The organism is Microvirga medicaginis, from assembly GCF_052658925.1.
Genome location: NZ_JBQWEL010000005.1, coordinates 169,930 through 187,481 on the forward strand (window position 1 = coordinate 169,930; position 17,552 = coordinate 187,481).

The 17,552-nt window shown below is 62.7% G+C and carries 17 protein-coding genes and 1 tRNA gene; 13 read left to right on the forward strand and 5 right to left on the reverse strand.

What is annotated here, in order from left to right; all coding sequences use genetic code 11:
* Positions 1 to 6: 6 nt before the first annotated feature.
* The 8 genes from ACUXUR_RS09375 to ACUXUR_RS09410 all read left to right on the forward strand — a co-directional run bounded on the left by ACUXUR_RS09375 (position 7) and on the right by ACUXUR_RS09410 (position 5,048).
* Positions 7 to 270 carry a hypothetical protein gene (locus ACUXUR_RS09375; RefSeq protein WP_047187073.1) on the forward strand — a complete coding sequence of 88 codons (264 nt, stop codon included), beginning with the start codon at positions 7 to 9 and terminating at the stop codon, positions 268 to 270.
* 20 nt (positions 271 to 290) lie between these two features.
* Positions 291 to 512 carry a hypothetical protein gene (locus ACUXUR_RS09380; protein ID WP_445502079.1) on the forward strand — a complete coding sequence of 74 codons (222 nt, stop codon included), beginning with the start codon at positions 291 to 293 and terminating at the stop codon, positions 510 to 512.
* A 93-nt stretch (positions 513 to 605) separates the two neighbouring features.
* Positions 606 to 1,520, forward strand: coding sequence for a class I SAM-dependent methyltransferase (locus ACUXUR_RS09385; protein ID WP_445502080.1), 915 nt, complete (start codon positions 606 to 608; stop codon positions 1,518 to 1,520).
* On the forward strand, positions 1,517 to 2,266 hold the full coding sequence (locus tag ACUXUR_RS09390) for a pseudouridine synthase (RefSeq protein ID WP_445502081.1): 750 nt from the start codon (positions 1,517 to 1,519) through the stop codon (positions 2,264 to 2,266). The genes ACUXUR_RS09385 and ACUXUR_RS09390 overlap by 4 nt, the downstream gene beginning before the upstream one ends.
* Before the next feature lie 730 nt (positions 2,267 to 2,996).
* The gene (locus ACUXUR_RS09395) at positions 2,997 to 3,677 is read left to right on the forward strand and encodes a TerC family protein (RefSeq protein WP_445502082.1); all 681 of its coding nucleotides are present in this window, start codon (positions 2,997 to 2,999) and stop codon (positions 3,675 to 3,677) included.
* 154 nt (positions 3,678 to 3,831) lie between these two features.
* Positions 3,832 to 3,908, forward strand: a tRNA-Arg gene (locus ACUXUR_RS09400).
* A gap of 182 nt (positions 3,909 to 4,090) precedes the next feature.
* Positions 4,091 to 4,408, forward strand: coding sequence for a VIT1/CCC1 transporter family protein (locus ACUXUR_RS09405; RefSeq protein WP_445502083.1), 318 nt, complete (start codon positions 4,091 to 4,093; stop codon positions 4,406 to 4,408).
* A 205-nt stretch (positions 4,409 to 4,613) separates the two neighbouring features.
* Complete coding sequence (locus ACUXUR_RS09410; protein WP_445502084.1) at positions 4,614 to 5,048, forward strand: PilZ domain-containing protein; 435 nt, start codon at positions 4,614 to 4,616, stop codon at positions 5,046 to 5,048.
* 100 nt (positions 5,049 to 5,148) lie between these two features.
* Here ACUXUR_RS09410 and iolB read toward each other — a convergent pair whose 3' ends face one another.
* From iolB to ACUXUR_RS09430, 4 genes are all read right to left on the reverse strand, one after another.
* The gene (gene iolB / locus ACUXUR_RS09415) at positions 5,149 to 5,952 is read right to left on the reverse strand and encodes a 5-deoxy-glucuronate isomerase (protein ID WP_445502085.1); all 804 of its coding nucleotides are present in this window, start codon (positions 5,950 to 5,952) and stop codon (positions 5,149 to 5,151) included.
* Positions 5,953 to 6,026: 74 nt separating this feature from the next.
* Positions 6,027 to 6,911, reverse strand: coding sequence for a myo-inosose-2 dehydratase (iolE, locus tag ACUXUR_RS09420; RefSeq protein ID WP_445502166.1), 885 nt, complete (start codon positions 6,909 to 6,911; stop codon positions 6,027 to 6,029).
* Between the two features lie 23 nt (positions 6,912 to 6,934).
* Positions 6,935 to 8,782: a 3D-(3,5/4)-trihydroxycyclohexane-1,2-dione acylhydrolase (decyclizing) gene (gene iolD, locus ACUXUR_RS09425; RefSeq protein WP_445502086.1), complete on the reverse strand. Its 1,848-nt coding sequence runs from the start codon at positions 8,780 to 8,782 to the stop codon at positions 6,935 to 6,937.
* A gap of 103 nt (positions 8,783 to 8,885) precedes the next feature.
* Positions 8,886 to 10,799, reverse strand: a complete 1,914-nt coding sequence (locus ACUXUR_RS09430; RefSeq protein ID WP_445502087.1) for a bifunctional 5-dehydro-2-deoxygluconokinase/5-dehydro-2-deoxyphosphogluconate aldolase — start codon at positions 10,797 to 10,799, stop codon at positions 8,886 to 8,888.
* Between the two features lie 150 nt (positions 10,800 to 10,949).
* On the opposite strand from ACUXUR_RS09430, the gene iolG reads away from it, so the two are divergent.
* Positions 10,950 to 11,939, forward strand: coding sequence for an inositol 2-dehydrogenase (gene iolG, locus ACUXUR_RS09435; protein ID WP_445502088.1), 990 nt, complete (start codon positions 10,950 to 10,952; stop codon positions 11,937 to 11,939).
* A gap of 52 nt (positions 11,940 to 11,991) precedes the next feature.
* Here iolG and ACUXUR_RS09440 read toward each other — a convergent pair whose 3' ends face one another.
* On the reverse strand, positions 11,992 to 12,852 hold the full coding sequence (locus ACUXUR_RS09440; RefSeq protein WP_445502089.1) for a MurR/RpiR family transcriptional regulator: 861 nt from the start codon (positions 12,850 to 12,852) through the stop codon (positions 11,992 to 11,994).
* A gap of 268 nt (positions 12,853 to 13,120) precedes the next feature.
* Between ACUXUR_RS09440 and ACUXUR_RS09445 the strand changes: the two genes are divergently transcribed.
* From ACUXUR_RS09445 to ACUXUR_RS09460, 4 genes are all read left to right on the forward strand, one after another.
* A complete protein-coding gene (locus ACUXUR_RS09445) occupies positions 13,121 to 14,062 on the forward strand; it encodes a sugar ABC transporter substrate-binding protein (protein ID WP_445502090.1) in 942 nt (313 codons plus the stop codon).
* A 73-nt stretch (positions 14,063 to 14,135) separates the two neighbouring features.
* The gene (locus ACUXUR_RS09450; protein ID WP_445502091.1) at positions 14,136 to 15,278 is read left to right on the forward strand and encodes an ABC transporter permease; all 1,143 of its coding nucleotides are present in this window, start codon (positions 14,136 to 14,138) and stop codon (positions 15,276 to 15,278) included.
* On the forward strand, positions 15,278 to 16,063 hold the full coding sequence (locus tag ACUXUR_RS09455) for an ATP-binding cassette domain-containing protein (protein WP_445502092.1): 786 nt from the start codon (positions 15,278 to 15,280) through the stop codon (positions 16,061 to 16,063). Before ACUXUR_RS09450 ends, ACUXUR_RS09455 begins: the two co-directional genes overlap by 1 nt.
* Before the next feature lie 280 nt (positions 16,064 to 16,343).
* Positions 16,344 to 17,489 (forward strand): Gfo/Idh/MocA family protein, encoded by a 1,146-nt coding sequence (locus ACUXUR_RS09460; protein ID WP_445502093.1) that lies wholly within the window; start codon positions 16,344 to 16,346, stop codon positions 17,487 to 17,489.
* Positions 17,490 to 17,552 lie beyond the last annotated feature (63 nt).

Sequence of the window (17,552 nt, forward strand, 5' to 3'; positions counted from 1 at the left end):
TTCACGATGCCTGAAAAGACTTGGACGTTCGAGGCGGGCGACTTGGTGCCGGAATGGCTCATGCGCCAGACCAATTGCGTGCTGCGGTTCGGTCGCGATGCCATCGTCGTCGAGAGCAACAGCGAGTTCCAGATCTACCCCGCCAGTGCCATGGGGGCCGATGACACGATGGTGCTGGCCGAGATCATTGACCAGGATATCGACGCGGAAGTCGAGCACACTCTGCCGATCAGGGCTCACACTCTGCCCAGGTCGATGTCACTCAATTGACCGTCACACAGGAGGTTTTCATGAGCCACAAATACGTCTTGGGCCAGCTGGTCCACTCTGCCGGGACACGCTTCGCCGATCGGACGGATGGCATTTACGAGATCGTCCGCCTCATGCCGGAAAGCACCAACGGCGAGTTCGGCTACCGAATCAGGCACACGACGAGCGGCACTCAGCGCGCCGTCGGAGAATCGGAAATCCGGGCTGTTTCCGCCGAGCCGAAGCCTCTTTCGACGCATTGAGGCGATGGGCCGAAAACGGCCGATCCTTTGAGACTTACCTTTCAAGCCCTGGCATAATAAGAACACGGCTCGTTCAGCGTGGACCGAGCAGCTTTGCAAGACATCACATCAACCGGCGTCTTCGGAACGCCGCCGGCAGAACTGGCTGATGCGCCGGCCGGCAGCACCCAGTTCTCGCCCCTGATCCCCGGCTCCGGAAAGCTGGAGGATCAGGCGGAAGGCTCCCTGAGGGAAATCGTGGTGCTCGCCCCTCCCGGCACGGTGGAGCGGCGCTACACCGTCGCTCTGGCCCTGAGAGCGCTGGCTCCTGGCGGCGTGCTCACGGTTCTGGCACCCAAGGACAAAGGCGGATCGCGTCTCGCCAAGGAGCTGAAGGGCTTCGGCTGCACCGTGAGCGAAACCTCCCGCCGCCACCACCGCATCTGCACCTGCGAGCGGCCTGACCAGCTCATCGGGATCGAAGAGGCCATCGCCGAGGGCGCACCGCGCCTCGATGCCGTGCTTCGGTTGTGGACCCAGCCCGGCGTGTTCAGCTGGAACCGCTTGGATCCCGGCACCACCCTCCTCGAGGAGAACTTGCCGTCTCTCAGTGGAAAGGGCGCGGATTTCGGCTGCGGCATCGGCATTCTCTCCCGTGCCATCCTCTCCTCTCCGAAGGTCGAGCATCTGGTGATGCTCGACATCGACCGCCGCGCCACCGAGATGGCCCGGCGCAATGTCACGGACACCCGTGCCGATATCCGCTGGGGGGATGTGCGCAGTGGCGTGCGTCTCAGCGGCCTCGATTTCGTGGTGATGAATCCGCCCTTCCACGATGGCGGCGCCGAGGATCAGAGCCTGGGGCAGAGCTTCATCCGCAAGGCCGCCGAAGCCTTGCGTCCAGGCGGAGTGCTCTGGCTCGTCGCCAACCGTCACCTGCCCTACGAGAGCGTGCTGAAGCCCCTGTTCAAACGCGTGACCCCAAAGGTCGAGGCTGCCGGATACAAGGTGTACGAGGCCCAGAAATGAGCAAGGCTCCGACGTTCCGTCTCGACCGGCTGCTCGCCAATATGGGCTATGGCTCGCGCCGCGAGGTGCAGCAGCTCGTCCATGCCGGGCTCGTCACGCTCGATGGCGAGACCATCGAGGATGCGGATGACCGTATCATCGTGACCCGTGACCTCTCTGAGCGGATGCTCATCCGCGGCAAGCCGCTCGATCCGCCGCCCGGCCTCGCGCTGATGCTGCACAAGCCTCTCGGCGTGACCTGTTCGCACAAGGAGGCTGGGCCCATCGTCTATGGTCTGCTGCCCGAGCGCTGGCGCCGCCGCGATCCGGCGATCTCCACCATCGGCCGGCTCGACAAGGAAACCTCGGGCCTTCTGCTCATGACCGATGACGGCAATCTGCTGCACCGGATCATCTCGCCCCGCGCCAACATCTCCAAGCGCTACCACGTGACCCTCGACCGCCCCCTGCGCGGTGACGAGGAGGAAATCTTCGCCGCCGGAACGCTGATGCTGGAGGGAGAGGATAAGCCGCTCCTGCCGGCCAGGATGGAGGCGCTCTCGGACACAAGCGCCTATATCACCATCACCGAGGGGCGCTATCATCAGGTTCGCCGCATGTTCGCAGCCGTCGGCAACCACGTGACGGGCCTGCACCGGGACAAGATCGGAGACTTGGCTCTGCCCGAGGATCTGGAGCCCGGCCAGTATCGACTCCTGACCGAGGCCGATCTGGCGCTGATCCTGCCGCCCGCCAGAACCGCTTAAATTGCCCTAGCGCATCGTGCGGGCCTGAAGGGCCGCGTCAGCGAAAAGTGGTCCTGGTTTTCCGCTTTCCACGATGCGATGCTCTAGCCCGACGGCTCTGCCGTCGTAGGTTGTCTTGAGGGCCCTAATCCGGTAGGGAAGAGATCAGGCGAGACGCCTCACGCAACCGTAGCTCAGCTGGATAGAGCGTTGGCCCGATCCCGCATTTTCCGTCCCTTCGCCCAGGCGCTGCTCGGGTTGCTGTTCCTGGCATGGCTTCCTGTTACCGGGAGCGCAGGTTCTGAGAACCCGCTTCTGTTTCAAGCCGGAGAAACCCTCTCGCTCTGGGAGCTGCCAGACAGCGGAGAGACTGACCCAGAGACTTGCTTGGATGGGTGGAGCGACGGGGAGGGTGGCTCGGATGCTCTCATTCTGTCGAATATCCTCTACCGCCCGATCCCTGGCGTGAACGGGCAGGGTATTCGCAGGGTCGTTTCAGACGGAGTCCTCCCGGCCAATCTTCTCGGAGCCCGGCACGCGACAGGCCCACCGGGGCTCTGGCTCTGAGCTTATTCCGGAGGCAGCCTCGACGGCTTCCGGTCGATTGCCGCGCGCTTTTTGAAAGAAGCGACCCTTTCTGTCTTTCAGGAACAGCTTTGAAGCACTGGGCCAATCACTGCAGCCGGATTCGTGCGGCCTGCACGGAGCGCCAAGCACTCTGCCCTTCCTGAACCCAATCAAGTTCTCGATCATGGAAGTCTTTCTCCCTCAAGTTCTTAAGGTTCTTGGCATCATCTGGATCAACGTCATTCTGTCCGGCGACAATGCCGTGGTCATCGCCCTGGCATGCCGAGGCCTGCCGCAGGACAAGCGTCGCATCGGCATGATCCTTGGCGCAGGCGTGGCGGTTGCCCTGCGGATCGTCTTCACGGTTCTCGTCGCGGCGCTCCTGTCGACGCCCTTCCTCAAAATCGTGGGCGGCGCGCTTCTTCTTTGGATTGCCGTGAAGCTCCTGGCCGGCGATGACGAGGAAGGCTCAGTAAAGGAGACGGATCGCTTGTTGCACGCCGTATGGACAGTCGCGATCGCCGATGCGGTCATGAGCCTCGACAATGTTTTGGCGATTGCGGCTGTGGCACAGGATTCGACTTTCCTTCTCGTCCTGGGGCTGGCGATCTCGATTCCGCTCATCGTGGCCGGTGCCGCCCTCATCATGACTCTTCTGGATCGCCTGCCCCTTCTGGTCTGGGCAGGAGCGGCTCTCTTGGGTTGGGTGGCCGGTGAGATGCTGATCTCGGACCCGTGGCTCGTGGATCAGCTTGGCCAGGAGCTCGACCACGCCGCGGAAATTCCGACCGCCATTGCAGGAGCCCTCCTGGTCATGGCTCTGGGCTACATCATGCGGCAGCGGGCTGCCGCCGATGAAACCTAGCTCCTGCAGGGCCTTGCAGGCAGACACAGGGGCCTTGGCACTCTTCACTCGCTGGGCGCCAAGGCCTGAACCATTCGGACATGGGGCCTCTTCGTCAGAGGTTGTCTTGGGAGCCCTAATCAGGTAGGGAAGAGGTCAGGCCCATCGCCTTAAAGCACCCGTAGCTCAGCTGGATAGAGCGTTGCCCTCCGAAGGCAAAGGTCACACGTTCGAATCGTGTCGGGTGCGCCACCCTCTTTGGGCAACTCCCAAGAGAACCCGTTTCTCTGCGAGATTAACTCCTCCTCGCAAAACGGCGCCTTCTTCTATCCTGAAAAGCGCAACGACCTTGGGAAGTAACTCTTAGAACCCCAATGGAATGGGGCACCAAGTTCCCGACAAAAGGTTTATGCTCCTGACTTGGGAGCATAGAGATGCGTGTTACAACTCTTTTCATTCTTGGTTTTGCGGGCCTCGCTTCGGGGGACGTTTCCGCTCAGGACTGGACGTCCCTCTCGGTGGTTGAGCCTGATCGGGATGCCCGCTGGAATGCCTGCTATAAGGAAACAAGGTTGATCTACCGGACCCGCAACATGTCCGAGCAGCAATATCGGGTCATCATCAAAGACGCCCGCAGGGTCCACATGCGGGATTGCATGGTACGGGCAGTGCCTCCCCGTCCCTTGACCACACCCGATGCTGACAAAAAGAAGCTCCCCTCGAGCATTGCCGGTTGGGCAGCCAATCCTTAAGCACAATTTTGCAAGGCATTTTTGAAATATTGCCACGCTAGGTTGGCAAAATTATTGTTACTTTATAACAACAATATGTTGTGCCCTTCGGCTGCCTTTCAGGTACGGCGACCCGAACGGCTCGGCCAAACGGCCTAGAAGATATGGCCGACTAGGTTAGTCCTGGCATTTGCTGCCATATGGCGGGACATATAAAGGGGGGCCTATGAATCCGGTTGAGCAGCGTCGCGCCAGTCAGCGCTCGCGCACTCTTCTTGAGGGGCACATTATCTACAACAACCGCCTCTCTCGAATGGAATGTACCGTGCGGGATCTCTCCGAGACCGGCGCGCGGCTCGTATTCGCTCAACCTGTCAAAGTCCCTGCGGAATTCGAGCTGCAGATCCCGAAAAAGAAGCTCATCCGGCGTGCCCAGGTCATATGGTACGATGGCCAGAACCACGGCGTCATGTTCCTCGATGATGGTGAGGGAGCAGTCAGCGGCGCCCCCCCTCGTCTGCAGGATGAGGCCGGGGCGCTGCCTCTCGGCCGCGAGGCCTCGAGCGTGCCGGAAATTCTGGATGAGGCTCGCCACCGCATCGCGCGGCTTCTCGGCGTGTCCGTCGATGTGATCCAGCTGAAGGTCGAAATTGAGCGCTAGAGCTGTTTCCAATGGCATGAAATCAGCTCTCTTCCTTGCGGGGTCGCATTTTTAAGGGTGAACCGGATCCACTTCACCGAACAATGCTCTCACGGCTGCTTCAAGCCGTCTTCAGCATCCATTCGTGGTCTGGGTCGTTGTGGAATTTCCAGACCCGCTTCGGGCCCGCCATCACATTCAGGTAATAGAGCTCATAGCCGTGCGGTGCGCCGACAGGGTGATAGCCCTTCGGCACCAGCACCACGTCGCCGTTGCTGGCGGCCAGCGTTTCGTCGAGCGAGCGGTCATCCGTATAGACCCGCTGCAGCGCAAAGCCCGTGGGCGGGTTGAGCCGGTGGTAATAGGTCTCTTCCAAAAGCGACTCGTGGGGCAGCATGTCCCGGTCGTGCTTGTGCGGTGGATAGCTCGACCAATGGCCGGACGGTGTGATCACCTCCACCACGAGCAGGCTTTCCGCAGGTTCCGTCTCCGGCAGAATGTTGCGCACATGGCGCGTGTTGGTGCCCTTGCCACGGGTTTCCTGTCCCACCTGATCGGGACGGATCACACGCGCTGGAAGCCTTCCATCGGCTGGTGCGGTGCAGACAGCGATCTCGCAATCTGTCTCGGCTTTGAGCGACCACTCGGAATGAGCGGGCGCGTAGAGCGACCACGGATCCGGCTCGAACGGCGAGGCGCGCCCGCCGATCACGCCGAAATCCTGGTCCCCTGCACCCACATGTGCCTTACCTGAGAGCATCACGATGCAAGTCTCCCGATCCCCCGTCGGCCGCTTCAAGCTCTGATCGCTTCTGAGCTGGTAGACTTCGAAACCCACATAGGTCCAACCGGCCGATTCCGGCGTGATGGCATGGATACGCCCGTTGTGATCAGGCTTCGACGGCTTGACGAGAAGTTTCGACATCGTGAGCACTCCTTCACGCATTTTCCGGAGAAGTGGGTACCCACTTCTCCGAGGTGAAAATGCGTTCAACAAAACTAACGCAGGCCGGCTTCCTTCAGGAAGCGGGTGAGATTGGCATAGCCCATCTTGGCATAGGTCAGCGGATGAGCCTTCTGGGGATCCTGCTCCGCCTCGATCACCACCCAGCCGCTATAGCCGGGCAGCTCCTTGAACACGGAGACGAAATCCACCATGCCGTCGCCCGGCACCGTGTAGACGCCTTCGATGACGGAATCGAGGAAGCTCCAGTTCTCCGCACGCGACCTTTCCATCACGTCTTTCCGCACATCCTTCGTGTGCACGTGGCTGATGCGGCTGCGATAGCGGCGGGCGAGCGCTGCCGGATCCGCGCCGCCCCAGGTGGCGTGGCCGGTGTCGAGCAGCAGGTGAACCGCTTCGCCCGTGGCATTCATGAAGGCCTCGATGTCAGCCTCCGATTCCACGATGGTTCCCATGTGATGATGATAGACCACGCGTACGCCTTCCTGCAGCGTGCGCTCTGCAACTTCAGTGATGCGGCGGCCGAACTCGGCCCAGTCGCCCTCCTGCATCACGGGACGCTGCGAGAGGGGTTTCGAGCGATCCCCGTGAATGGCGTTCGAGGTCTCGGCAAACACGAGCACGTTCGAGCCCATGGCCTTCAGGAGATCGAGATGCGGGCGCAAGGCCTTCATCTCCGCATCCGCATCGCGCCTGAGCAGCTCAGCGGAATACCAGCCGGACACGCAGGCAAGACCAAAAGGCGCGAGCGCCTTCTTCAGCGCTTCCGACTCACGCGGGAACTTGTTGCCGAGCTCCATGCCCTCGAAACCGGCCTCCCTGGCCTCGGCAAGGCACACTTCCAACGGTGTCTCGCCGCCGAGCTCCAGCATGTCGTCGTTGGACCAGCCGATGGGGTTCGCCCCGATGCGGATCGTCATCGTCATTGTTCCTTCTGTCTTGATCAGTCGCCCACGCGCTGTGCGGCGAGAGCTGTTTCGTAATCTTTTCGCGCTGTCTTCACCTGCTCGCGTGACGATACTTCCGGCACTGCCACATCCCACCAGTGACCGCCTTCGTCCGTGGAGATGAGCGGGTCGGTGTCGATGACGATAACGGTGCTGCGATCAGCATTACGTGCCTGCTTCAGTGCATCTTCAAGTTCCGCGATGCTCTTCACCTTCATCGACTGTGCGCCAAGGCTCGCGGCATGGGCGGCGAAGTCGATGTCGGGCAGCGTCACGTGGTTCGTGTGTTGCAGCAGGTTGTTGAAGCTTTCGCCGCCCGTAGCGCGCTGCAGGCGGTTGATGCAGCCAAAGCCGCGATTGTCGAGCAGAACCACGATGAGCTTCTGGCCGAGCATCACGGAGGAGGCGAGTTCCGAATTCATCATGAGATAGGAGCCGTCGCCCACCATCACGATCACCTCGCGCGAGGGGTCGGCCATCTTCACGCCGAGGCCGCCCGCAATCTCATAGCCCATGCAGGAATAGCCGTATTCCATGTGGTAGCCGAGCGCGCTGCTCGCCTTCCAGTGCTTGTGCAACTCGCCCGGCAGGCCGCCTGCGGCGCAGACCACGACATCGGTCGGGGAGGAGGTGCGCTGCACCGCGCCGATCACCTGCGCGTCGGAGGGAAGCTCCGCATTGGTCGGATCGGTGAAGCGGGCAGCCGTCTCGAACCAGCGGGATTTCTCCTCGCGGCCCTTCGCAACCCAGGCCTCAGGCGCCTTCCAGCTGCCGAGCGCGCGGCTCAACTCGTCGAGACCCACGCGCGCATCTGACACGAGCGGCAGCGCGTTGTGCTTCGTGGCATCGAAGGCCTGCACGTTGAGGCCGACGATGCGTCGGTTCGGGTTCTTGAACAAAGCCCAAGAACCGGTGGTGAAATCCTGCAGGCGCGTGCCCACCGCAATCACCACATCGGCCTCTTCGGCGAGCGCATTGGCAGCGCCTGTGCCGGTCACGCCGACCGAGCCGAGATTGGCCTGATGATCATGAGGGAGACTGGATTTGCCGGCTTGCGTCTCCCCGACGAAGAGGCCGTGCTTTTGTGCAAACTCCGCCAGCACCTTCTCGGCGCCGGAATAGAGCACGCCACCGCCCGCCACGATGAAGGGCTTCTTTGCGCTGCGGATGAGGTTGGCGGCTTCAGCGAGTTCCGACTCGTCGGGACGGATGCGACGCGGTGTCCAGACTTTCTCCGCAAAAAAACTCTCCGGATAATCATAGGCTTCCGCCTGCGTGTCCTGGCAGAGCGCGAGCGTCACCGGCCCGCAATCGGCGGGGTCGGTGAGAACCGCCATCGCGCGCTGGAGTGCAGGGATGATCTGCTCAGGGCGCGTCATGCGGTCGAAGTATCGGGAGACGGGCTTGAAGCAGTCGTTGGCCGAGATCGTGCCGTCCGAAAAACTCTCGACCTGCTGCAACACCGGATCGGGCTTGCGGTTGGCGAAAACGTCGCCGGGGAGAAGCAGAACGGGAAGACGGTTGACGTGCGCGACGGCGGCGGCCGTCACCATGTTCGTCGCGCCGGGGCCGATGGAGGTGGTGCAGGCCATCATGCGCCTGCGACGCGAGGCTTTCGCGAAGGCAATCGCCGCATGGGCCATGCCCTGCTCATTATGCGCGCGGAAGGTGGGGAGCCTGTCGCGCACGCCGTGCAGCGCTTCGCCCATGCCCGCCACGTTGCCGTGACCGAAGATGGCCCAGACGCCGCCGAACAGCGGCAGGATTTGTCCATCGATTTCCGTCTTCTGCGCGGTGAGGAACCGGGCGATGGCTTGCGCCATGGTGAGGCGGATCGTGCTCATGGGCGTTTCTCTCAAAATGCGCCGAAAGTGAATTCGGCAGCGTTCTCAGGTTTTGCGTTTCATGAAAAGAGGCCGGAGCCTGTCATCGGTTTCGCTCTTGGTCTTAGGCGGCCTTCGCTTGGCCGGACACGCGCTGCCAAGCATCGACGAGACGCTGGAAGCGGCCTGCCATATCGGCAATGGCGGCTTCATCCGAGATCTCGCCCTTCAGCCAGCGGCGCGCGGCATCGTTGAAGATGGTGCGGCCCACCGCGAAGCCCTTCACCTGCGGTTCGCTCGCGGCGGCGGCGAAGGCGGCTTCCAGCTCATCCTCCGGCGCTTCGAGACCGAGCAGCACGATGCCGCGGCAATAAGGATCGTTCCTCGTGATCACCTCGCCAATGGCTTTCCAGGCAGCCTTGTCTTGCTGCGGTTCGAGCTTCCACCAATCGGGCTTGATGCCGAGATCGTAGAGATGCTGAACGATCCCCGCGACCGTATCGGCTTTCAGCGCGCCGTGCTTGCCCGCGATGATCTCGATCAGGAGTTCGCGGCCGATGCGGCGCGCGGCGTCGTGGATGCGCAGCAGCTCGCGTTCCTGCCGGATTTTGAGCTCCGGCGGATCGTCGGGATGATAGAAGCACAGGCATTTGATGGTGTGGCCCACGGGCCATTCCACGAGCTTCGCGCCGATGCTGTCGCCGCCTTCGAAATCGAGCGGGCGCGAGCCCGGCAGTTCCACGGGGCGACCGATCCAGAACGGATAATCGGCTGCGCGGAACAAAGCTTCACGGCCATAGGTGCCGTCGATCAACATGCCGAAGCCGCGACGGCCGTTCGCCACTTTGGCGGCGGCTTGCACGGCAAGAACCTTGAAGTCGGGAATGCGCTCGATCGAAGAGCCCACTTCCTTCGCCATCGTTTCCAGCTGCATGCGGTGATCGATGGCGAACGCCATGAGCGTGTCGGATTGAGGGCGGCGCGTTGTCGCCCAGTGGATGTGGTTGATCGTTTCGTCGAAGCGAAGAGCCTTGTGACGACTTCCCTCTTTGAGGAAGTGCTGCAGTTCAGGAAAGGTCGGGATCTCGGGAGAGCAGAGAAGACGCGACACGGCGAAGGCGCCGCTCGCATTGGCATAGGCGCAGCAGGTCTCGAGCTGTTCGTCACGCAGCCAGCCGCGCAGGAATCCGGAGAGAAAGGCATCGCCCGCGCCCAGCACATTGTAGACCTCGACCGGGAAGCCGGGTCCTTTCACGCCGTCATCGAGCGAAGCCGGGATGTCGCCGGGAAACACCACGCAGCCCATGGGGCCGCGCTTGCACACGATAGCGGCTTTCGAGATCGAACGGATCGCGCGGATCGCTGCGAGCGTATCCTCGGAACCGCCTGCAATGTGAAGCTCCTCTTCCGTGCCGACGATGAGATCGCAATCGGCGAGGATCGGCGTCAAGTGCTCGGTGACAGTTTCCGAGCGCACGTAACGCGATTCGCCTGCGCCGTGGCCGAGAAGGCCCCAGAGATTGGGGCGATAATCCACATCGAAGACTACCTTCCGGCCATTCGCCTTCGCGATGCGGATGGCCTTCTTCTGCGCGGCGGCGGTGTTCTCACGGGAGAAATGCGTGCCGGTGACGACGATGGCCGCAGCGGAGGCAATGAAGCTCTCGTCGATATCATCTTCGGTGAGCGCCATGTCGGCGCAATCGGCCCGGTAGAAGATGAGCGGGAAGGAATCCTCGTCCCGCACGCCGAGGATCACGAGAGCGGTGAGGCGTTGCTTATCCGTGATGATGCCTTGAGTGGCAACGCCCTCGCGCTCCATCTGCTCGCGGATGAAGCGCCCCATGGCCTCGTCGCCCACACGGGTGATGAGGCCCGATTTCAGGCCGAGCCGCGCCGTGCCGATGGCGATGTTCGCAGGGCACCCGCCGACCGCTTTCGAGAAGGAGGCCATATCCTCCAGCCGCCCGCCCACCTGCTGGCCATAGAGATCGACCGAGGCGCGGCCAATGGTGATCACATCCAAGGCTGGCTTCATGCTATTCCTCCCGCTGCCGGTCTTCTCGAGAGACCGTGCCTGGGCCTTCTCCTGGCCCTTGCAGTTATAGAACGTTTATTCTATTAGCATCTTACGCTGGAATATCAATTCTAAACTTCCCAATAGCCGGCAAAACACTTTGGAGGAAGCATGATCAGGATCGCCGTTCTGGGCGCTGGCCGCATCGGCCGTATCCACGGGCGCAACGCCGCCAACCATCCCGACGCCCGCCTCGTGGCGGTCGCCGATCCGCATGCTCCCGCGGCCGAGGCTCTGGCCGCGGAGACGGGCGCGGAAGTCGCGGCCCTCGACTCAGTCGTCGAGCGCTCTGATGTGGACGCCATTCTCATCTGCACTCCGACGACGACCCATGCCGATCTCATCGAGCGCGGCGCCAAGGCCGGGAAGGCCGTATTCTGCGAAAAGCCGGTGGACCTTTCAAGCGCCCGCATCGAGACCTGCCTCGCGAGTGTCGAGAAGGCCGGCACGCCGCTGATGATCGGCTTCAACCGCCGCTTCGACCCGAACTTCGCCTCCTTGCGCCGTCGTCTCGCGGACGGCGAGGTGGGCGAGGTGGAACTCGTGACGATCCTGTCCCGCGATCCCGGCCCGCCGCCGGTGAGCTACATCAAGACGTCCGGCGGTCTCTTCCGGGACATGATGATCCACGATCTCGACATGGCGCGCTTTCTGCTGCTCGGCGACGAGCCGGTGGAAGTGCACGCGGTCGGCTCTTCCCTCGTGGATCCGGCCATCGGCGAGGCGGGCGACGTCGACACGGCGGCCGTGATGCTGAAGACCGCCAAGGGCCGCATCGTGCAGATCTCGAACTCCCGCCGCGCCACCTACGGCTACGACCAGCGTGTCGAGGTGCATGGCTCGAAGGGTATGATCCGCGCGGGCAACATCCATCGCACCACCGTGGAAGTGGCAAACGCCTCCGGCATCACCGCCGATCCGGTGCAGGACTTCTTCCTGGAGCGCTATGCGGAAGCTTACCGTGATGAGCTCACCACGTTCGTGAATGCGGTCCGCGACGGCAAGCCGTGCAATCCCACGGGGCGCGACGGCCTCATGGCCCAGCGCCTGGCCGACGCGGCGACGGAATCGGCGCAAACCGGAAAGCCGGTGAGAGTTTAAACGAAAGGGCGCTTCGGCGCCCTTTTTCATGTCCGCTTGAGGAGCTGATCCTTCAACCTCCCGCCCGCTTCTCCGCCGTGCCGACGGCAAGCGCCATGGCCAGCGCGAAGGATGCGGAGAGGGAGCGGAAGGCCCCGAAGTCCGCTTCCGCCACCTCGAGCCATACATCGGCGCTCGACACCAGCGGGCTGAAGGCGGAATCCGTGATCGCCACCACCGGGATGTTGTTCCGCGCGGCGGCTGCCGCGAGGTCGGCGGTCACCGGCGAATAGGGCGTGAAGCTGATGGCGAGAACCGCATCACGCTCGGTGGCGGTGGCGAGCTGCTCGGGGCCGAGCTGCGCCACGTGGTCGATCAGGATCGCGCGCACGCCGAGCTTGCCGAAGGCATAGGCGCAATAGGCTGCGATCGGGAACACCCGGCGCGCGCCGAGAAGATAGACCGTGTCGGCCTTCGCCAGGGTCTCAATGGCGCGGGAGAGCTCTTCCGGACGCACCGAGTCGCGCATCTTTTCAAGCGAGATCGTGGCCGCATTGGCAAAGCCTTCGAGAAGGGAGGCCGCATGAACGTGGTCGCCTTCCAGGCCGCGCAGGACCCGCAGGCGCTCGCGGTAATCGGGAAAGCGCTCGCGCAGGCGGTCGCGAAAGATCTGCTGGAGGTGAGAGAAGCCGTCGTAGCCGAGGCTTTTCGCAAAGCGCACGAGGGTCGAGGGCTGTACGCCGGCATGCTCGGCAATGCCGGCCACCGTGCCGAAGGCCACTTCCTCGGGGTGCTCCATGGCGAAAGCCGCGAGCTGCTTGAGGCGCTTCGGCAGCGTCTCCCGGCGGCTGAGCAGCAGCGCGCGCAGGCCTTCGTAATCCTCTGGCACTTCTGTGGCAGCTCCTGCCACTTCCCGGCTTTTCTCGGTTTCCATACGTCTATCTTTAACCTCGGATCGGGACCTTGACACCGATCTCGGAAAAATGGAATGAATATTCCAATATATAAACAAAAAGGTTCTGGCGTTCCATCCTAGGGACGACCCGAGCGGCAGAGGAAACGTCATAAAGAGGGTGATTCGGTCACCTCAGGTCATTTGTTGATCCTCTGCAGACTCAAAGCACGGCGAAGGCCGTTGCCTTCACCGCACCCGGACGCTCTGGATGCGGTGCGCGAATGAGAACCCTTTTGGGAGGAAGCAAATGAAATCTTATCTGACCGGTCTCGTTGCCGCTGCCGCCTTGACCGTCGCCGCCTTAAGCCCCGTCGCGGCCCAGCAGAGCGGCCGCATCATCGTGGTCACCCACGGCCAGGCGAACGACCCGTTCTGGTCGGTGGTGAAGAACGGCGTCTCTGAGGCCGGCAAGGACATGAATGTCCAGGTCGATTACCGCGCACCCGAGACCTTCGACATGGTGGCCATGAGCCAGCTCATCGATGCCGCCGTGAACCAGAAGCCCGCGGGCCTCGTGGTCTCGATCCCGGACGCCTCGGCGCTCTCCGCGTCGATCCAGAAGGCGGTGGCCGCCGGCATCCCGGTGATCTCCATGAACTCGGGCTCCGACGTGTCGAAGAAGCTCGGCGCCATGCTCCATGTGGGCCAGGACGAGATCGAAGCCGGACGCATCGCCGGCGCGAAGCTGAAGGAAATGGGCGGCAAGACCGGCCTCTGCGTGAACCAGGAAGTCGGCAACGTCTCGCTCGATCTGCGCTGCAAGGGCTTCTCCGAGGGCTTCGGCGGCAAGGTGACGGTGCTGCCCGTCTCGAACGACCCCACCGATATCCGCGCCAAGGTGAAGGCGGCGCTTGCAGCTGACGGCTCGGTCGACACGATTCTGGCGCTCGGCGCGGGCACGGCGGGCGAGCCGAGCGTGGCGGCGGTGAAGGATGCCGGCAAGACCGGCGCCGTTCGCGTCGCGACCTTCGATATGTCCGCCGGCTTCCTCAAGTCGATCGCTGCGGGTGAGGCGGCCTTCGCCATCGACCAGCAGCAATTCCTGCAGGGCTATCTCCCCGTAACGTTCCTCGCGCTCAATGCGAAATACGGCCTGATGCCCGGCGGCAACGTGCCTTCCGGTCCGAACCTGATCACGAAGGAGAAAGCCAATCAGGTGATCGATCTGTCCGCGAAGGGCATTCGCTAGCCTCAGCTAAGCCCGCGGTCGCACTGGACCGCGGGCTTCTTTTTCATGTGATCATTTCCAAGGGAGGCTTTCCATGGTGAACACCACCCAGCCGACCGCCGATCTGCCTCCGGCTCCTGCCATCAAGAAGATCCAGGACGAGCGCCTGAAAGAGGTTTCCCTCCTGACGAAGATCATGCGCCGCCCCGAGCTCGGCGCGCTCGCCGGTCTGATCTTGGTCGCGATTTTCTTCGCCTCCACCGCCGATGCGTCGATGTTCACGCTGGCGGGCATCATGAACATTCTCTCGCCTGCGTCGCAGCTCGGCATTCTCGCCATCGCGGCGGCGCTGCTGATGATCGACGGCGAGTTCGATCTCTCCATCGGCTCCATGGTCGCCTTCACGGGCCTCGTCTTCGGCAGCTTCGTGACTCTCACCGGCTGGCCGCTGCTGCTGGCGATTGCGGCGACCTTCGTGGTCGCGGCGATTCTTGGTGGATTGAACGGGCAGCTCGTCATTCGCACAAGGCTGCCGTCCTTCATCGTCACGCTCGCCTTCCTCTTCATCCTGCGCGGATTGTCGCTCGTCGGTCTCAAATGGGCGACCGGCGGCTCCACGCAGATGCGCGGCATCGGCGCGCAAGCGAACGAGGATGTCGTGCGCGAGATCTTCTCAGGCACCGCGCTGGAGGGGCTTTTCTCCTGGCTCGCCGCCCATGACCTCATTGCAAAATTTCCGAACGGAACCCCCACGGTCACCGGCGTTCCGGTTTCCATTCTCTGGTTCATAGGCTTCGCGCTCGTGGCGACGTGGATTCTGCTGCGCACGCGCGCCGGCAACTGGATCTTCGCGGCGGGCGGGGATGCCAATGCGGCGCGCAATTCCGGCGTGCCGGTGGATCGCGTGAAAACCGGCCTCTTCATGCTCACCGCCTGCGCCGCGGCGCTGGTTGCCATCCTCACCGTGCTCGATGCGGGCTCGACCGATGCAAGGCGCGGATTCCAGAAGGAGTTCGAAGCCATCATCGCGGCCGTGATCGGCGGCTGCCTGCTCACGGGCGGCTACGGCTCGGCCATCGGCGCGTTCTTCGGCGCCATCATCTTCGGCATGGTGTCGATCGGCCTGACCTATACCCGCTTCGACTCGGATTGGTTCCAGGTGTTCTTAGGAGCCATGCTGCTGCTCGCCGTTCTCTTCAACAACTACATCCGCCGCAAGGTGACGGGAGAGCGCTGATGGAAACACAAGCTCCGCTCATCGAGATCCGCAATCTCGTCAAGCATTTCGGCTCTGTCATCGCGCTCTCGGGCGTGTCGCTCTCCGTCCATCGCGGCGAGGTGATGTGCCTGCTCGGCGACAATGGCGCCGGCAAGTCCACCCTCATCAAGACGTTGGCTGGCGTGCACAAGCCGACCTCGGGCGAGTTCCTGGTGGAGGGACAGCCCGTCTCCTTCACGAGCCCGCGCGACGCGCTCGATGCGGGCATCGCGACGGTCTACCAGGATCTTGCGATGATCCCGCTCATGTCGGTGACGCGCAATTTCTTCATGGGACGCGAGCCGGTGAAGGGCGTCTGGCCCTTCCGCCATGTGGATTTCGACCATTGCGACGCGGTCACCCGCGAGGAGATGCACAAGATCGGGATTGACGTGCGCGATCCGCATCAGGCGGTGGGCACATTGTCCGGCGGAGAGCGCCAATGCGTGGCGATTGCGCGCGCGGTCTATTTCGGCGCGAAGGTCCTGATCCTCGACGAGCCGACCTCCGCGCTCGGCGTCGCGCAGACCTCCATGGTGCTGAAATATATCCACCAAGTACGACAGAAGGGTCTCGGCGTGATTTTCATCACGCACAACGTGCGTCATGCCTATGCGGTGGGAGACCGTTTCACGGTGCTCAACCGCGGCAAGACGCTTGGCACCTACGCCAAGTCCGAGATCGCCATCGACGAGCTGCAGAACCTCATGGCCGGCGGCAAGGAGCTGCAGGCCGTCTCGAAAGAGCTTGGGGGAATGGTTTAGCCATTGCCGTCAGCACGCCCTCATCCTGAGGAGCAGATGAAGTCTGCGTCTCGAAGGAGGATCCAGTGCGTACGGGATCATCTTTCCCTCTTCTTGCGGGGAGGGGTGGAATGACTGGGTGAGAGGTTGACCAAGATCGCTCCTCGTCATCCCCGGACTTGTTCCGGGAATCCACGTCTTGTTAGCGCGACGTGTCCCAAGGCGCGGATGGCCGGGTCAAGCCCGGCCATGACGCCGCAGGGCTGATAGGCGCTCTGCCATCATTTCAGGAGCATGACGAATGAAGTCTCTGAACATCGGTCTCATCGGCACGGGTTACATGGGCAAGTGCCACGCGCTTGCCTGGAACGCGGTCGCGTCCGTGTTCGGCGACGTTTCCCGCCCACGACTTGCGGTGCTGGCGGAGGCCTCGCAGGATCTCGCGGAGAGAAAGGCACGGGAGCTCGGATTCGAGTGCGCGACCGGTGATTGGCGCAGTCTCGTGAACGATTCTGATGTCGACGTCGTCTCGATCACCACGCCCAATGCCTTCCATCCCGAGATGGCGATTGCGGCATTGGAGGCCGGCAAGCATGTGTGGTGCGAAAAACCCATGGCGGTGAGGCTGGCGGATGCGGAGCGCATGCTGGCTGCCGCGCGTGCCTCCGGCAAGGTCGCAGCGCTCGGCTACAACTACATCCAGAACCCGGTCATGCGCCTGATCCGCCGCCTTCTCGACGAAGGGCAGATCGGCGCGGTCAATCATGTGCGCCTCGAGATGGATGAGGACTTCATGGCGGACCCTGAGGATCTCTTCTACTGGAAGAGCGAGGCCTCATCAGGCCATGGCGCGCTCGACGATTTCGGCGTTCATCCTTTAAGTCTTCTGCGGGTGCTGCTCGGCGGTGTGCGCCGCGTGTGCGGCCATATGGCAAAGCCCTACTCGGATCGCCCTTTGCAGGGTGGCGGCCGCCGTGCCGTGGAAACATACGACATTGCGACCGTGCTGATGGAATTGGAGAACGGCGCCTCCGGCGTGCTCGCCCTCAACCGGTCGGCCTGGGGGCGAAAGGGCCGCATCTTCGTGCAGATCTTCGGCTCGAAAGGAACCATCGTCTATGATCAGGAGCGCATGAACGAGGTGCAGCTCTATACGGCCGATGGGTCGAGGGAGACACAGGGCTTCCGCACGATTCTCAGCGGACCGCAGCACCCGCCTTATGACAGGTTCATCCCCGCACCTGGCCACGGCCTCGGCTTCAACGATCTGAAAATCATCGAATGCCGAGAACTCATCCGTCGCATCGCAGGCGAGAAGGCGCACCTCATCGAATTCGAAGAGGGCATCCGCATCGAGCGGACGGTCGCTGCCATGGCGTGTAGCGCGCATGAAGGGCGATGGGTGGAGGTGGAAGTCTCGCCGTCATCACCGGGCTTGTCCCGGTGATCCACGCCTTGTTGGCGCAGCGTTCCTAAAGACGTGGATGGCCGGGACAAGCCCGGTCATGAC

What these genes read in the sequence shown, in the direction of transcription:
- ACUXUR_RS09375 (WP_047187073.1), top strand. Translation starts at nt 7, where the DNA reads ATGCCTGAAAAGACTTGGACGTTCGAGGCGGGCGACTTGGTGCCGGAA.
- ACUXUR_RS09380 (WP_445502079.1), top strand. Translation starts at nt 291, where the DNA reads ATGAGCCACAAATACGTCTTGGGCCAGCTGGTCCACTCTGCCGGGACA.
- ACUXUR_RS09390 (WP_445502081.1), top strand. Translation starts at nt 1,517, where the DNA reads ATGAGCAAGGCTCCGACGTTCCGTCTCGACCGGCTGCTCGCCAATATG.
- ACUXUR_RS09395 (WP_445502082.1), top strand. Translation starts at nt 2,997, where the DNA reads ATGGAAGTCTTTCTCCCTCAAGTTCTTAAGGTTCTTGGCATCATCTGG.
- ACUXUR_RS09405 (WP_445502083.1), top strand. Translation starts at nt 4,091, where the DNA reads ATGCGTGTTACAACTCTTTTCATTCTTGGTTTTGCGGGCCTCGCTTCG.
- ACUXUR_RS09410 (WP_445502084.1), top strand. Translation starts at nt 4,614, where the DNA reads ATGAATCCGGTTGAGCAGCGTCGCGCCAGTCAGCGCTCGCGCACTCTT.
- iolB (WP_445502085.1), bottom strand. Translation starts at nt 5,952, where the DNA reads ATGTCGAAACTTCTCGTCAAGCCGTCGAAGCCTGATCACAACGGGCGT.
- iolE (WP_445502166.1), bottom strand. Translation starts at nt 6,911, where the DNA reads ATGACGATCCGCATCGGGGCGAACCCCATCGGCTGGTCCAACGACGAC.
- iolD (WP_445502086.1), bottom strand. Translation starts at nt 8,782, where the DNA reads ATGAGCACGATCCGCCTCACCATGGCGCAAGCCATCGCCCGGTTCCTC.
- ACUXUR_RS09430 (WP_445502087.1), bottom strand. Translation starts at nt 10,799, where the DNA reads ATGAAGCCAGCCTTGGATGTGATCACCATTGGCCGCGCCTCGGTCGAT.
- iolG (WP_445502088.1), top strand. Translation starts at nt 10,950, where the DNA reads ATGATCAGGATCGCCGTTCTGGGCGCTGGCCGCATCGGCCGTATCCAC.
- ACUXUR_RS09440 (WP_445502089.1), bottom strand. Translation starts at nt 12,852, where the DNA reads ATGGAAACCGAGAAAAGCCGGGAAGTGGCAGGAGCTGCCACAGAAGTG.
- ACUXUR_RS09445 (WP_445502090.1), top strand. Translation starts at nt 13,121, where the DNA reads ATGAAATCTTATCTGACCGGTCTCGTTGCCGCTGCCGCCTTGACCGTC.
- ACUXUR_RS09450 (WP_445502091.1), top strand. Translation starts at nt 14,136, where the DNA reads ATGGTGAACACCACCCAGCCGACCGCCGATCTGCCTCCGGCTCCTGCC.
- ACUXUR_RS09455 (WP_445502092.1), top strand. Translation starts at nt 15,278, where the DNA reads ATGGAAACACAAGCTCCGCTCATCGAGATCCGCAATCTCGTCAAGCAT.
- ACUXUR_RS09460 (WP_445502093.1), top strand. Translation starts at nt 16,344, where the DNA reads ATGAAGTCTCTGAACATCGGTCTCATCGGCACGGGTTACATGGGCAAG.